The 15082-nt window shown below is 47.9% G+C and carries 12 protein-coding genes; 6 read left to right on the top strand and 6 right to left on the bottom strand.

Annotation, left to right across the window (positions count from 1 at the left end):
• Positions 1 to 11 precede the first annotated feature (11 nt).
• Positions 12 to 1472, bottom strand: a complete 1461-nt coding sequence (thiI, locus tag KBW69_RS13785; RefSeq protein WP_257281216.1) for a tRNA uracil 4-sulfurtransferase ThiI — start codon at positions 1470 to 1472, stop codon at positions 12 to 14.
• 585 nt (positions 1473 to 2057) lie between these two features.
• Between thiI and glnA the strand changes: the two genes are divergently transcribed.
• The 6 genes from glnA (at position 2058) to KBW69_RS13815 (ending at position 8550) form a co-directional block, all read left to right on the top strand.
• Entirely contained in the window at positions 2058 to 3461 is a 1404-nt protein-coding gene (glnA, locus tag KBW69_RS13790) for a glutamate--ammonia ligase (RefSeq protein WP_257275005.1), read from the top strand.
• 241 nt (positions 3462 to 3702) lie between these two features.
• Entirely contained in the window at positions 3703 to 4242 is a 540-nt protein-coding gene (locus KBW69_RS13795; RefSeq protein ID WP_257275004.1) for a DUF4124 domain-containing protein, read from the top strand.
• 194 nt (positions 4243 to 4436) lie between these two features.
• Entirely contained in the window at positions 4437 to 5522 is a 1086-nt protein-coding gene (gene glnL, locus KBW69_RS13800) for a nitrogen regulation protein NR(II) (RefSeq protein ID WP_373690698.1), read from the top strand.
• A gap of 24 nt (positions 5523 to 5546) precedes the next feature.
• Positions 5547 to 6974 (top strand): nitrogen regulation protein NR(I), encoded by a 1428-nt coding sequence (glnG, locus tag KBW69_RS13805; RefSeq protein ID WP_257281217.1) that lies wholly within the window; start codon positions 5547 to 5549, stop codon positions 6972 to 6974.
• Positions 6975 to 7139: 165 nt separating this feature from the next.
• Positions 7140 to 7694 carry a hypothetical protein gene (locus KBW69_RS13810; RefSeq protein ID WP_257275001.1) on the top strand — a complete coding sequence of 185 codons (555 nt, stop codon included), beginning with the start codon at positions 7140 to 7142 and terminating at the stop codon, positions 7692 to 7694.
• Positions 7695 to 7785: 91 nt separating this feature from the next.
• Complete coding sequence (locus KBW69_RS13815) at positions 7786 to 8550, top strand: fimbria/pilus periplasmic chaperone (RefSeq protein WP_257274999.1); 765 nt, start codon at positions 7786 to 7788, stop codon at positions 8548 to 8550.
• A 1-nt stretch (position 8551) separates the two neighbouring features.
• Here KBW69_RS13815 and KBW69_RS13820 read toward each other — a convergent pair whose 3' ends face one another.
• The 5 genes from KBW69_RS13820 to KBW69_RS13840 all read right to left on the bottom strand — a co-directional run bounded on the left by KBW69_RS13820 (position 8552) and on the right by KBW69_RS13840 (position 14981).
• On the bottom strand, positions 8552 to 9454 hold the full coding sequence (locus tag KBW69_RS13820; RefSeq protein WP_257274998.1) for a hypothetical protein: 903 nt from the start codon (positions 9452 to 9454) through the stop codon (positions 8552 to 8554).
• Between the two features lie 92 nt (positions 9455 to 9546).
• Positions 9547 to 11982, bottom strand: a complete 2436-nt coding sequence (locus KBW69_RS13825; RefSeq protein ID WP_257281218.1) for a TcfC E-set like domain-containing protein — start codon at positions 11980 to 11982, stop codon at positions 9547 to 9549.
• 203 nt (positions 11983 to 12185) lie between these two features.
• A complete protein-coding gene (locus KBW69_RS13830) occupies positions 12186 to 12581 on the bottom strand; it encodes a hypothetical protein (RefSeq protein WP_257281219.1) in 396 nt (131 codons plus the stop codon).
• A 507-nt stretch (positions 12582 to 13088) separates the two neighbouring features.
• Entirely contained in the window at positions 13089 to 13664 is a 576-nt protein-coding gene (locus tag KBW69_RS13835; RefSeq protein WP_257281220.1) for a hypothetical protein, read from the bottom strand.
• Positions 13665 to 14012: 348 nt separating this feature from the next.
• Positions 14013 to 14981: a hypothetical protein gene (locus KBW69_RS13840; protein ID WP_257281221.1), complete on the bottom strand. Its 969-nt coding sequence runs from the start codon at positions 14979 to 14981 to the stop codon at positions 14013 to 14015.
• Between the last annotated feature and the right edge of the window lie 101 nt (positions 14982 to 15082).

The following is a 15082-nucleotide window of genomic DNA, read 5'->3' on the forward strand; positions in this document are numbered from 1 at the left end:
AATCTTATCGGTTACTCTTTGCCTGGGTTGTAAACGCCGACATTCTCATACCCTTCGTCACGAAGGTGCATGGCGTGCAACTGACTCATCACCCCTTTTTCGCAATACAGCAGGTAGTGCTTATCTTTGTTTAGTTCAGCAAATTTTGTCCTGAGCTGATAGAAGGGAATCGTCAGGACTTCACGGTCAGCAAGGCCGAAGGGCTTGATCTCTTCTTCATCCGGATGACGAATATCAATAACAATGTCGTTTTGTTTCGTGGTCTCAACTACCTCGACTTCTTCACGAGTCAAGTCATCGGCAATGATATCAGAAACGGAAACTTTACGACGATCGGCAACCGCTGCATCCAGAATGGAAAAATCAAAACGGGTCTCTTCCGCTGCAATTTTTTCCGGCCTGGCTCTGGTGGTTGGATTTTTTGAGATCACCGCACAGTACTCAGGAATATTTTTTACCAACTCCTCTGTACCGATCCTGACTGAGATATCAATGATGTCCTGCTTGTCCATGGCAATAAGCGGACGCAACACAAGATGGTCTGTAGCAGAATCAATAACTGCCAGATTGGTGAGTGTCTGGCTGGAAACCTGAGCGACAGCTTCTCCAGTCACTACGGCTTCAACGTACATCTCTTTTGCAACCTGGCTTGCGGCTCTCAACATCATTCGCTTGAGAATAACCCCCATTTGGGAGTTATCTACTTTGGTCAGAATCTCCTCGACGACCCCTTCAAAAGGAACCGTAACAAAGTTGACGCTATGGGAAGAGCCAAAGCGGCTCCAGAGATAATAAGCCACTTCTTTAACTGCCAGTTCATGAGCATGACCACCCAGATTAAAGAAACAGAAATGGGTTCTGATACCTCGCTTCATGGTCAGGAAACTGGAAACCGTCGAGTCAAAACCACCCGAGATCAACGATAACACTGGCTCCATAGAACCCAGTGGGTAACCACCCAACCCATTACCACGGTTCGTGACCAGGAAATAACGATCTCCCTTGATCTCAACTTTTACGACAACGTCCGGATTCTTAAGCTTGACACCAGCCGCTTCAGTTCGAGTATTCAGTCCACCGCCAACATATCGTTCAACATCGATGGACTGAAAGTCATGTTTACCTGTGCGCTGACAGGTGACCCGGAAGGTTTTCCCGGCCAGCAGTTCACGATTGACGTGCAAAGCATTATCCAGAATGTCATCCAAATCTGTCAGCGGATACTCAACCACCTTTTGCCAGTACGCGATGCCAGGAATGTGGCTCAACAGATCGGAGACCTGAGCCACCAGCTGGGGATCATCATGACTGGTTGCCAGCTCGATGAAATCCCAGGTGCCAGCCACCTCGACGTATTCATCGACCCGTTTGAGAACGTTACGAATATTCTTGCGCAGCTGCTTAATAAAACGCTTTCTCACCGGAGGCGTTTTAATCGTGATTTCAGGAAACAGCTTGATGATGAACTTCATAAAATTGTATGCCCGGCCCCCGCCATCAGAAAAGTGTCAGCACAGAAAAGCGCCGCCACAAGCCACGAAGAGAACCGGTCCAGATGCCAGTTAGGAAAATAAGAAACCAATCCACCCGATTATACAGAAGACTCCCAGACACCGGTAACCCCGGCTAACAGTAGACAATCAGCTTAAACACTCCGTAAAGACCACAAGGTTATTAGTAGTCTCTGCAGATTCACGCTACACTGGGCCCCGCTTGGGAATGGTTCTATGGATAAGCAACGGGCAAGCGCACCAAACCGAGACATTAAAGAAACTACGCGCACTTTTTTTGTGCATCTATTGAATTTAATGAGGTTCTTTTCGGTGCGACTACCCACATTCGGCTTATGCTCAGGCATGGCCACGTTATAGAACGCAGAAAAATCAACCGGTTTTCGATACTGGCACAGCAATTGCTGAGACGGTGTCGGAACAGCCGCCAATGCGGCACGATACTAGTAAATGTTGGTAAACCGCCATACCGATTGACAAGGCTCTGGCCTCACGATCGACCTGCGGTGCTCAACGAGAGCTATAAGTCCTTTGGAGGAATAATAAATGTCCAAGACCCTGAACTTGATCAAGGATCACGATGTAAAATGGGTTGACCTTCGTTTTACTGATACCCGTGGTAAAGAGCAGCACGTTTCCCTGCCGGTCAGCGAAGTCGATGCCGAATTCTTCGAGCTGGGTAAAATGTTCGACGGTTCCTCCATTGCCGGCTGGAAAGGCATCAACGAATCCGACATGATCCTGATGCCTGATGACAGCAGCTCCGTCATCGATCCTTTTACTGACGAAACCACCCTGAACATTCGTTGCGATATCATCGAGCCTTCTACCATGCAGGGCTATGAGCGTGATCCACGCTCAGTTGCCAAGCGCGCTGAAGAGTACCTGAAGTCAACCGGTATTGCTGACACTGCTTTCTTTGGTCCGGAACCAGAGTTCTTCGTATTTGACGATGTTAAGTGGAATGTCGACATTTCCGGCGCTTCTTACGAAATCAACTCTGAAGAAGCGGCCTGGTCTTCACACAAGTCTTTCGAAGGTGGCAACACCGGCCACCGGCCAAAAGTTAAAGGCGGTTACTTCCCGGTTCCACCCGTCGACTCCCTGCACGACATCCGTGCTGCCATGTGCACAGCAATGGAAGCTCAGGGTTTGGGTGTTGAAGTACATCACCACGAAGTAGGTACCGCGGGCCAGTGTGAAATCGGTGTTAAATTCAACACCATGGTAGCCAAGGCTGACGAAGTTCAGATCCTGAAATATGCCGTACACAATGTTGCCCACGCATACGGAAAAACTGCGACCTTTATGCCCAAGCCTCTGGTAGGCGATAACGGCAGCGGTATGCACGTTCACATGTCCCTGAGCAAAGACGGTGAAAACCTGTTTGCTGGCGACGGCTATGCCGGTCTGAGCGAAAACGCTCTGTACTACATTGGCGGTGTTATTAAACATGCAAAAGCGATTAATGCCTTTGCCAACGCTTCCACCAACTCATACAAGCGTCTGATCCCGGGCTTTGAAGCACCTGTTATGCTGGCTTACTCCGCCCGCAATCGCTCTGCTTCCATCCGTATTCCTTACGTAAACAGCCCTAAAGCCCGCCGCGTGGAAGTTCGCTTCCCTGACCCAACGGCTAACCCATACCTGGCGTTTGCTGCCCTGCTGATGGCTGGTCTGGATGGAATCAAAAACAAGATCCACCCAGGCGATGCTGCTGACAAGGATCTCTATGACCTGCCTGCAGAAGAAGCGGCTGAGATCCCAACCGTTGCAGAAAGCTTCGAAGAAGCTCTGGCTGCTCTCGATGCCGACCGTGAGTTCCTGACTGCTGGCGGTGTATTCACCGACGACATGATCGACGCTTACATCGAACTGAAGAAAGAAGAGTGCGTACAGGTCAGCCAGACCACTCACCCAGCTGAGTTCGATCTCTACTACAGCGTGTAAGCAAGCAAGGCAGGAACGACACCTGTCATCAACACTTCAACAGCCCAAAAGCCGGAGTGTCTGTCCCCATGGACAGCACTCCGGTTGTTATTTAGACCTTTCTATTTTTCGCACCCCAAATTAGCAAGCCTTTCAGCAAACCCGAAATAAACTTCTTTCATCACCCTTTCTTCACTGAACGGATGCAAACAAGCCTGCTCTAAAGTAACCTAGGAAAATCCGGAATCAGTCGCAGACCATCATGAAAAGAATAATAGTTATCTTATTGCTGGCCCTACCCCTGCCTGGACAGACCTCTGAGATTTATAGAACAGTCGATAAGAATGGCAATGTCACATTCACTGACAGCCCTGGTGCCAATAAAAAGGCCGAACCTGTGCAGCTCACCCCCATTACCAGCATACCTCCGACCCAGACAACGGGTCATTCGACCATCAAGGTGTTGGATGACCATAAAGAAGACATTTATCCAGTCTTCACGATTACCAGGCCTGCCAATGATTCGACCGTCAGAGATAATGGCAACTTCACAGTTGAAGTCAGTCTGGAACCGAGGCTGGCCTCAGGTCATAGTCTGTCCTTGTCAATCGATGGTGTTCAGCAGGGCAAACCACAGAGAAAAACTCAGTTCAAACTAAAAAATGTCGATCGGGGTACTCACCAGTTATCAGTGGCTATTCTTGACCGAAACGGCAAGACCTTAAAAACCGCCAACAGCACTGTGCACGTACAGAGAACAGTTTTCAGACCTCCCGTACCGGTACCAGCGCCAGCCCTTTGAAGACTGTTGTCGCACTATTTTGGTGCACTCAAACAAACTGACTTATAATTCCAGTTCTCCCAATTTTTTTCAGAAGTGCAACCTGATGCAAAAAGGTCACGTACTGAAAGAGATTGGCAACAGTTGGTTCAATTCTTGCGTTATGTTTTATCAGACAACGAAATAACAACCACCACTTATCCGGGTGTCAGTCGGTGATCAATGAATTTGTACTGGAAAATCTAAACACGGCCATTATCGCTCTGGATCAAGAGCTTCGTGTCGCTTTCATGAACCATGCTGCTGAAGCACTCCTGGATATCAGCGAAAAAAGTGGCCTGCAATTGCCACCATCGCAGTCGCTTGACCATGGCTCTATGATGAAAGATCTGCAGCGTGCCCTGGAACAGAACCAGCAGTTTACCCGCAGAGAATCAGAAATCGTCATTCATGGAACCTCGGTACTGGTTGATTACACCATTACCCCCATAGAAAACCAGCACGCCTGCCTGTTAGTGGAGATTCACCCAAGAGACAGGTTGCAGCGCATCACTCGTGAAGAATCCCTGATCGCCAAACAGGAAACCTCTCGTATTCTTGCCCGTGGACTCGCCCATGAAATCAAAAATCCTCTTGGAGGTATAAGGGGCGCAGCCCAGCTGCTGGACAAACAACTGGATGACAAAGAACTCAGCGAGTTCACACAGATCATTATTGAGGAAGCGGACAGGCTCAGAGATCTCGTTGACCAGATGCTCGGCCCCATCAAGCCTCCCAATATGAACAGTTTGAATATTCATGAAGTGCTGGAAAGGGTTATCCAGTTAATACATGCAGAGACCGGCGGCCAGCTGTCTGTTGTCAAAGATTATGATCCCAGTATTCCTGATCTTCCTGCAGACAGAGAGCGGTTGATTCAAGCTATCCTCAACCTGGTGCGAAACGCCATGCAGGCCATAGAGCAACATATGCCTCTGAGTGATGGTCAAATAACCATTCAAAGCCGTATATCCAGACAGTTCACAATTGGCAATCAACGCCGGAAGCTTGTTTGTCATCTGTCCATCATTGACAATGGTCCCGGCATTCCCGAACACCTCAAGGAAAATATTTTTTATCCCATGATCAGCGGCAGAGCGGAAGGAACCGGCCTGGGGCTACCAATGGCTCAGTACATTATCAGCCAGCATCAGGGGTTAATTGAATGTGACAGTAAACCGGGGCAGACCTGCTTTCACGTCTATCTCCCGCTAACGGTGAATGAGCCTACATCCCAACCTTCTTACCTCAGGCAGTCTTGAGCGGATAAACAACAGGAGTAATTAATGAGTACGGATTCTAAAGTCTGGATTATTGATGATGATCGTTCTATCCGCTGGGTGCTGGAAAAAGCACTGGCCGGAGAACAGATCGAAGCCGATGTCTTTGATTCTGCCGATAAGGCTCTGCGGGAGCTGCAATACTCTCAGCCTGAAGCTATTATCAGCGATGTCAGAATGCCTGGTACCAATGGGCTGGAATTTCTCAAGGAAGTTCACGAAACCTACCCGGACCTGCCTGTCATCATTATGACTGCCCATTCTGATCTTGAAAGTGCTGTCTCTTCCTATCAGGGTGGCGCTTTTGAATACCTTCCCAAACCCTTTGATATAGACGACGCCGTTTCGTTGGCCAAACGCGCCATTGAGCACAGTTGTCAGAAAAAGACAGAACAGGTGATCGAGGCGGTTGATAACGGCACTGAGATTATCGGTGAAGCACCCGCCATGCAGGAAGTCTTCCGTGCCATTGGCAGGTTATCGCAATCGAATATTACCGTACTCATCAATGGTGAATCCGGTACAGGTAAAGAACTGGTTGCCCACGCACTGCACAAGCATAGCCCCAGAGCCAGCAATCCTTTTATTGCCCTCAATATGGCAGCCATACCCAGAGATTTGATTGAATCAGAACTCTTTGGTCATGAAAAAGGGGCGTTTACTGGTGCCGGAGCCATGCGCAAGGGACGCTTTGAACAGTCCCAGAATGGCACACTGTTTCTTGATGAAATAGGGGACATGCCCGCAGAAACACAAACCCGATTGCTTCGGGTACTTGCTGATGGTGAGTTCTATCGAGTGGGTGGCCATACCCCGGTTAGAGTCGATGTCCGTATTATTGCAGCCACTCACCAGAATCTCGAAAAGCTGGTTGAGGAAGGCACATTTCGTGAGGACTTATTCCATCGACTCAATGTTATTCGGATTCACCTGCCGAGACTGAGAGAGCGTTCAGAAGATATCCCTGTTCTGGCCAGACATTTTCTGGACAGGGCCGCCAAGGAGCTGAACGTTGAACCCAAAGTACTGACCCAGGAAACGGCGAAATTTATTGCCAGTCTGGAATGGCCCGGCAATGTCAGACAGCTGGAGAACACTTGTCGTTGGTTGACGGTAATGGCTTCAGGCCGGGAAGTACTGATCTCTGACCTTCCACCTGAACTGTTAAGCCAGCCCGACAGTGGCCCAGTGACGCTCCAGCCAGGCAACTGGGAGCAACAGCTTCGTCTCTGGGCAGACAGAGAGCTTGCGGCCGGTCACAGCAGCATTCTGGACAAAGCGATCCCCGCTTTTGAAAAGATCATGATTGAATCAGCTCTGCAACATACGGGAGGTCGAAAAAGAGATGCTTCCGAGCTCTTAGGCTGGGGAAGAAACACCCTGACCCGTAAAATGAAAGAGCTGAAAATGTCTGACAAAGCTTTGACAGAATAACGTTTGTGACAACCAGGGAGAGCCGTTTCTGACGTTATTCTCCCTCTGAGCACATCAACACGCCCGAATATCTTGCTCTGCCACCCGTTAAACTGTCCTGCCAATCAAGTTTCTGAGAATTTCTATACTCGACTTAAGTAACACCAGACAGGAAGTAGGTGTAATATGAAACTCTCAGCAATGGTCTGCAGAGGCTTAGTTGCCTCGTTGTTTATTCTAATCACGTCTTCGACTTATTCTGCACAGCAAGGCAGCATTGGAAAAACCTCCACAGGTTCTTTCGGTATTCGCCTGGTCATAAAGCCTAACTTGCAAGCCTCCATAGCAACCCCGTCCATATCTCAAACGGATGACGCTGATTCAAACGCTCCCAACCTCAATGATGCGACTTCAACCGTTGCCACATTCAATGAAGTGGAGCCTATTTGCATCAGGGGCACAGGGATTAATCAGTATTCTGTTGTCACAGAAGGTTCAGGAGCGGGTGGCTCCTATGCTCTGAGAAATGATCAAAGATCCTATAACTATGAAGTCGACCTGTGGCCTTCTAATCAGGAAGCCCAGGCCCTTAACAGCGGTCAGAACAGCAACCCGATCAATGCACTATCAGGCAACTCAGACTGCGATAGCAGTCGAACGGGTTTTATGGTGAAGCTACCTCAAGACGTCGCTCAGCAGCCCCTCAAAGGTGAACTGAACTTGATTATCAATGCCGAATAAGATGGTTTACCACAGGCAATAGTGCCCGTAAAATGGAACCCCAAGACTATTGCCTGATATTCATAGTGATGATGAAAAAGAGATCACTTGAGTGACTGGACCAGATTACAGAAACACAAGGGCCCAACAGATGCGGTCATGGCTTAAACTTCCTCGCTTACCTCAATTATTAGCTATGGCATCTCTGGCTATGGTATCTCTGGCTATGTCCCTCAATACCTATGGTGCCATGTCTCTGGATAAAATGATCGTTTATTTCGAGCCGGACAAATCCCCTCGTCAGGACATAGTCGTTACCAATCCGGATAAGGAAAATCTGTATCTGCAGACTGAGGTCTACAAAGTCGTTAACCCCGGAACTGATCAGGAAGAAAGGGTTCGTATTACCGACCCCTCCGAGCTGAAATTACTCAGCACGCCACAGAAAACCATTGTCGCCCCCAACAGCCGAAAAACAGTTCGACTGGTCAGCCTTGAAACACCAAAAAAAGTAGAGTCGGTCTACAGGGTGACCTTCAAACCCGTCGTCGGTGACCTGGAAGCCACTCAGAACGCTATTAAACTGCTGATTGCATACCAGGCGCTGGTCTTTGTTCGCCCGGAAAATCCGGAATACAAAGTGACAGCCAAGCGAGAGAGAGACTCAATCACTTTTACCAACAGTGGCAACATTAATGTGGTATTACGAAATGGGCAATTCTGCTCAGGCCAGAAAGGCAAGCGTCAGTGCACTGACATTGATGATATTAAACGGCTCTATGCCGGGCAGAGCTGGACATTGAAAATCCCCAGCAGCAACACTGAAGTCGAATACGGTTTGTTCAACGGCAGCACTGAGGAAAGAAAGACGTTCTGATTTAATGAACTGATACTGTCACCGTTACCGTATCTTTGTAGATGCCGGGTTCGAGCCCGGATACTTCTGATGAAGGTACGGTAATTTCAAAATTCATATTGGAGCCACCGCCACAATACTGCAGAGTAGAACCTTTCCAGGGCTGCCCATCCACTCCCGGCACCAGAGTTTCCATGGAGCCCCCTTGCCCAACTCTTAACTGATAACCCACCCGACCTGATAAAAGAAAAGCACCCGTCAACCCAGTGGCTCTGACAGTGAAGTCAGATCCGCTTTGAGTGTATACACAAAAATCCATATTACCCTGAAGATTCTTGTCACTAAGCGCCATGTCTTTAAGGCCACTGATCTGGATGCGATCAGGAATTTTCAGCTCAAAGATAAGGTCAGTGTTATCGGTATAAGGAATAAAACCACCACTCTCCATGCCTTTGAGCTTTAATACCGCCTGATAATTTCCGGGTTGACGCCCTTCTAACTCGATAGCATTCACCTTGACCGATACTTGCCCTCCAACCTGTCTCCAAGTCCCCGGAGCCAGGAATGTCGAACTCGTATCCGGAATATTGCTACCATCTTTTAGCAACAATGAATTTACCCCCTGCTCAAAGACCACCCGGGACATTTCTATAGCAGGAGCACTCCCTGAAGAGATGAAATCAAAACCAGAAGCTTCAATGGTGTAATCTTCAGATTGTCGAAACCAGCCACAGCGAGGAAAGCGCGACCCAAGACCGGTGCCATTGCACGACTGCAACTGCAAAGGTAGGTCGATGTCAACATCCCCACCGGCCCAGGTAACAAGCGGCGCAGTATACTGAGGCTGACCAAAAACGAAAAAGCCCGAAGCTGTGTTAGCTAATGTCAGTGCAATTAGCGCAAGTACTCCTCTGAGAAACATCATAAGAAAACAACATCTGCTTTATTTTGACCGGACCCCAACTTTAACCATCGAAGTATCGCTGTACAACCGAGTATCATTAATACTCAGGAGCCTTACCGTTCGCCATTGGTCAACTGGCCTTGAAGATCGGGACCACAATCATACTCGGAAAGATCCAGGGTTCCCATTCTTAGTATGTACTGCTTGTCATCCGGTACGACGGGCACAGTGCATTGCCAACCATTCTCGAGTTCAATCCTCAACTCATGAGTATCTGAGCGGGCTTCTATCTGGAACATGCCAATATCGTCCGAACTGGCAGGATAAAGTCCTCCAATAATCCGAGCTCCGTCCAGAGGCTTACCCTTCATCAACAAGCGACCAAAAAGCAGTCTCAGGGGTATAGCCTCATAGTCCAGCGTCACGACGTTGCCGGGATACAGGGTGACACGTCGCTCCCGCTCATCAAAACTGTAGAGCGTATCCCCTGAAGGCGACAGGGTTACGGTATATTGTTCAAAAGGTGCCAGCGGGATCACCGACGGTCTGTCTGCCACGGCATAACCTCTTCTGTGACCGTCAATGGTTACATCAAACACGTCGCCTTCACGACCCTTCAGATTGACCACCAGAGCACTCTCTGCCACTCGCTCTCCACCCATAGCCACAACATTGCCATCGGTCAGAAAGCTGGTACTGAAACTGCCGTTATAGTTAGTAACCCGATTGGCCTCTGTTGAACGATGGTTAACCGTCAATGCTGCTTTGCCAAAACGGTCACCGTATTGCAAGACACCATCAAGTCTTCGTTCGCCACTTCCCGCTTCTGCAGAGACAGTAGAAATCAGCTGACCATCATAAAGGTCACCATCATCCCAGGAGGCTGACAGCCTCATTTTTTCTGTTCTGTCTTCCAGGCCGTTAGTGTCTTGAACCTCAGCCCGGGGGTTAACCCGGAAAGTCCATCGATCCTGACGAAATCGCCACTCCAGACTCAACAATGCTACTGAGTTACCTTCTGACTCACTGAAACTGAAAGTAACATTCGTATCGTAATCCAGCGTTCTGAAAACGGTAGCGGTATAACTCACTCCGTGGGTTTCTGTTCTGCCATCGTTATTATTTCTATTACTGCTGAATCGGTAATTGGCAGCGCCTCTCCAGAGGGGTACTGCAATAGAAAAACTGCTTTGCTCAAAAGCATCACCGATCAATGCCGGGCGATCGGAATTTTCCACTTCACTATCGTCCCTCCAGAGTCGTCGATAACTGCCATTCAAAGAGGCGTTGCCCAGCCAGGTTCTGGCTATGAGAGTCATACCATAGCTGCCATTATCTGCCAGCATCACCGAGGGTGATAACTCATAACGATAGCCCAACTTGAATAGCCCCAGCTCAAGCAATGAAGTATCTAAAGTAGCGGCAGCAGACAAAGTCCCTGCCACCGTCTCAAAAATTCTCCGACTCACACCGGCCCGGGTCAACCACTGTTGAGTACTATCAGGCAGAACCCCATCAAAAACCGATGTCATCACACGCCCGGTCTCAGCAAAAAACAGCCATTCACCTTCAGGCGGTAGTTGAAACTGCTTGGCAAAGAAACGGGTTTCCTCAGACTGAAGGTTACCCTGCTCATCCAGAATCCGGATGTCTATATCGTAGGCACCCGTGGGAAAAGTAGTGGTATTCAGAGCCTGAAGACCCGCTTCAAGAAAATAAGACGCAATCAGTCGTCCATCTCGTCTGACTTCAACCCTGCCCCTGAGCGGCATAAAGATATCGATCGGCATACCGCCACTGAAATCGGTATCTTCTCTGGTGTTATCAGAAGTCCGAAACCGGGCTCCGACAAGGGGCTGATCAGACGTAAAATTGAGGCCAAACCCCCGACTTGAAAGCAGGCCAACATCGTACTCAAAGCCTTCAAAATCCCTCTGACCGTATAGCTGATTGACCGAGAAGTCTTGAGACTTTGAATAGTCCCAGCTCCACAACACACTATTTTCATGATAAGAGAGCAGCGTCAGGCCGTACAAAGTATAGTCACTGCCATTGGCATCTTCAGATATACCGGTTACTGCTGCCGAAAAGTTTTGCATCATGGCAAAGCCTGAGTCAGAAGGCGGCAGGTATTTTCTGACATCGGCAGCTCGGGTTAACAGGAAGCGGGGATTAACAAACACATCGACCCTGAAGCGGGATTCATCAAAAATCACACCGGCAACGGGAGGGTTAAGAACACCACAATCTTTGGTGACACCGGGCGGACAAATAGCCTCAGTATGGGTATTCAACTCGCCGGATAAAGCCGAAGCCAAAAAAACAGGATCGTTCACCGAACCGATAAGGCGAACCACATCATTAACATTGGAAAGGGTAATTTCACCGGGTTGGAAGGTAGCCAGCTGGGAGGTTAAATAGCGGTTGCCATAATAAATATCCACCAGCGATCGCTGAGGCTGACTAAGGGTCTCAAAACCTTTGGGAGCTTTATTCTGGGCAAGAAAAAGCGCCTGATTGGCCATAGTTTTCGAGCAAACAAAAACCATGAGCAACGCAACACATAAAATGTCAACGCATTTCCATTTTGTCATGGCCCGAAACAATCATTTTCGTTACTGCTCTGATACTTAATTACCTGACAGAGGTACTTTACACCGAGGGCCGACTCAGGGCTGTTACTCAGCGCCGCTTTCATATTTTTTGGAAAGCCAGTGACCAGACCAGAGTCAACTTTACCGGCCATTAGGGATTAAATAGCTGTGACTACGACTGTGACAGTGTCTGAATATACGCCTACACTTTTACCTTTATAGTCCGCTTCTTTAATGTCTACAGTAATTTTAGAGTCCAGAGCAGCATCACAAGTGTTACCTCCAATAGGGCCATCTCTTTTAAAATCACCTGCCACAGCACCCGACACCAACTGACCCGCTCCCCAGACCTGATCCGCCGCACCACCTTTCTGAGAATAGGTCAACAAATAAGGGATTTCGTCTGCAGGACCTGCTCCTGATGGTTCCAATGTAAAATTATGGTCGCTTGCCAGACTGACTTCGTATCGTTCAACATTTGAATCAACACAGGAAGGAGTGAAACCAGTGAGATCACCGGTAGTGGCAGAGGTGGTATTGAAAGTTACGTCCATCAGAGCAAAGAGCCTCATTTGAACCTCGTTTCTAAGAAAGATATCAAACTTGCCGGTAGATGAGTCTGCAGTCGGTCCTGTTGGGTTTTCAGCTGCCTGAAGCCCGAAAGAGAAAAGCCCTGCCGATAGCGCCACACTTTTAACTACTTCTTTAATTGCATCTCTTTCTCCTTTACCTAAGCTGTTTTTAATGCGTTTTGTTTCTGCGCCCCAAGTACTTTAAGACACCCTGAGTTCAATGCCTCTTTTCAAACTTTGATTGCAACAGTGTAGCAGACGTATGGAGTCATACCTGAACTCAATCGATACACCTATTAATCAGTCTTTATCGTTTATCTAGATAATTTACATTTGTCGTATTACTCGTGGATTTATGAACTACCCGGAACAAAAAACTACATTGCTTGTTTATATCGTGGACTGGCTCGGGACTCTTACTCACAGCCGTTTCATATTTTTCGTACAGCCAGCATAGAGGCTGGTGCCAACTCCACTGACTATCAAGAATTAAATTGATGAGACGATCACTGTAACCGTGTCTGAATAAACGCCTTCAGGCTTACCGGTGTAATCCGCTTCTTTAATGTCCACAGTGATTTTAGAGTCCAGAGCAGGGTCGCAAGTCTTACTGTCAATGGGACCGTCTATTGCAAAATTGCCCGCTGTAACGCCAGGCCCGAGGTTGCCAGCTCCCCATACCTGGTCTTTTGCACCTTTTTTCTGAGAATAGGTCAATAAATAAGGGATCTTGTCCGATCCCGGGCCCAGGCCTGCAGTCAAATTAAAATCATTTCTGCTGTCCAGACTGACTTCGTAGCGTTCAATGTTCGAGTCAACACAAGAAGGGGTTGAACCTTCGAGATCTCCTTTAGAAGCAGCGGATTTATCGAATGTTATGTCCTCCAGACCAAAGAGCTGTATCTGAACCTTTCTTCTGTAAGTAATTTCAAAGTTGCCAGAAGACAAGTCCGCAGTCGGCTCTGTTGGGTTTACAGCAGCCTGGAGCCATGACGAGGCCAATCCTGAAGATAAAGCAACAGCTACAACTACTTCTTTAACTCCATTGCTTTCCCCTTTATCCAACCAGTTCGTAATCCGCTTTGCTTCTGTATTTCAGATGCCAAACGGGATCCTGAACCTGAAGACTCTCTCCAAGCGTCATTGGAACAGTGTAGCAGACATAAAGAAGCTCACGGCCTCAATAGATTTAACGAATAATATAACTTTGTCGTTTATATTTATTGTTGATTCATTCTGTAATGCGTAATGGAAAAATCTTATGAAGCCAAAGAGTCAGTATTTTTATATTAAAGATTAAACGACTGTATTCCAGAAAGAGCTGAACATTGAAAATTCTCAGTAGCAACACCGAGGTTGAGTACGGATTATTCAATCGCAGCACAGAAGAGAGAAAGACATTCCAGTCTGTCTTTATTGGGCCCTTATGGTAACTGTCATGGTATCGCTATAAACACCCGAGTCAATATTATCAAGATCATTGCCTTTGATCCTGACCCGCAACGTCATGTTGTCCTGACCACCGCAATCCTGCTGAGCACTGGCAGTCCAGCCCCTGTTAGGTCGTTGCCCCTGCCTGCGATAAGTGGCCCAGCTTTCACTGGGGGTTCTGACCCTCATGCGATAATTAACACAATCCGATGCATTCACACACTGACCCTGTTTACTGAGCATAAAGTCATCCCCTGGATTACTGCTGCTATCAAAGTCTATAGAGACTTCACCCGTATTACTGAACACACAGACACCAAAGTCAGCATCAAGATTATTTCCGGACAAGTCATTAGCATCCAGAGCCACATCTTCCAAGCCAGATATTTGTACAAACTCAGGTACCACGATCGGAATGGTTACCAGAATGCTATCCAGATGGCGCGTATTGTACATATCTTCACCGGCTATATAGAAGCTGAAGTCGTATGTACCAGCCTCAAGCTGTAGCAGTCGATTCTGATTGAAGGTAAATGTAAACGAGCCCGTTACCGTCCCATTGGTAGTGGTCTGATAAAATGAGGAAGAGCTATCAGAGTGCGTCCATTCTCCGGGTACTAAACTTCCCTGATTTCCATTCTGACTGTATTGGGCACTGATCAAAAACTCTGACAATTCATCCGCCTGATAGCTGTCAGGAACATTACTTGAAGGGCTCTGGCTGCCGGGATCTGAATCTGAAAGAGCCAGACGATAATCCTGACCTTCACAGCCCGAATCACAATATGCCCTGAAGGACACCGTGAAATTGTAGGTGGGGTTTGCATTTCCTGAGGTCACGTTAAGTGGGTCGGCGACATAACCAGAGAATTCAAAGAAAGCCCATGCCTCTGTCGAAAAGAGTATCAGTGCCGAAAAAAACACTTTGATAAAATACTTCAATGTCAACAACCCCGGGCCTTTGAACAAACGGCCTTCTTGTAATCAATGACCCTGAACACGGCAGGACTCCATTATTGTTATATCCATTACTTCCTGAAAATGCATCCTGC

It is taken from the genome of Endozoicomonas sp. ISHI1 (assembly GCF_024606225.1).
In the GTDB taxonomy this organism is placed as follows: domain Bacteria; phylum Pseudomonadota; class Gammaproteobacteria; order Pseudomonadales; family Endozoicomonadaceae; genus Endozoicomonas_A.